Origin of the sequence: Caballeronia choica, from assembly GCF_001544535.1 — a bacterium.
Lineage (GTDB): Bacteria > Pseudomonadota > Gammaproteobacteria > Burkholderiales > Burkholderiaceae > Caballeronia > Caballeronia choica.
Map to the genome: position 1 here is coordinate 1 of NZ_FCON02000595.1, position 631 is coordinate 631.

At 65.0% G+C, this 631-nt stretch carries 1 protein-coding gene; it reads right to left on the bottom strand.

Going from position 1 to position 631, the window contains the following annotated elements:
• A partial coding sequence (locus tag AWB68_RS45910; protein ID WP_125483341.1) for an IS4 family transposase occupies window positions 1-631 on the bottom strand: 631 nt, incomplete at both ends.

Genomic DNA, 631 nt, shown 5'->3' on the forward strand with positions numbered 1-631 from the left:
GAACAGGATCTCGATTTCCCATCTCGCCCGATACCACTCGATCAATTCGATCGCTTCATCCAGCGTGGTAGCCGCACGGTTAGTCAGCAAGCGCCATTCGATCGGCTTGACGCCGGCAGGCGCGTCAAACTCGCGCGCGACCAGGCACGTTGCAGCGATGCTTTTGCCCTTGCTCGCGGGCAACTCCACGCGCTGCAGCCACAGGCGCTGGCGCACCGTGCGCGCTTTCACGCCTTGGCGCGCGGCCATCGTGAAGGCGATTTCGCCCACCGCTTCGCCGCGCGTGGCGCGCTCCCACAACTTATCGCCTTCAGGCAGGCAGCGGTTATGCGCGGCACGTACCAGCCAGTCGGCCGGGTTGCCCAACGCATCGGCGCACTCCATCAACGCCATCAGATCCGCTTCGCGGTCGGCCACATACACCAGGCGGGTCGATGGCATGTCCGGCGCCATCTCGGCGATGCGCTCGTAGCCTTCGATCCAACGCAAACTTTCCTTGGGGCCGCCACGCTGGCCGGATTCGTCCTTCTTCTCGCGGGCCCACATCCACGCGTCCAGAATACCCAACGGCTCGCGCTGCGGCGTCACCGCATAGGTCGGGTGAACAAACATCCCGCGCTGCGCCTCGTAG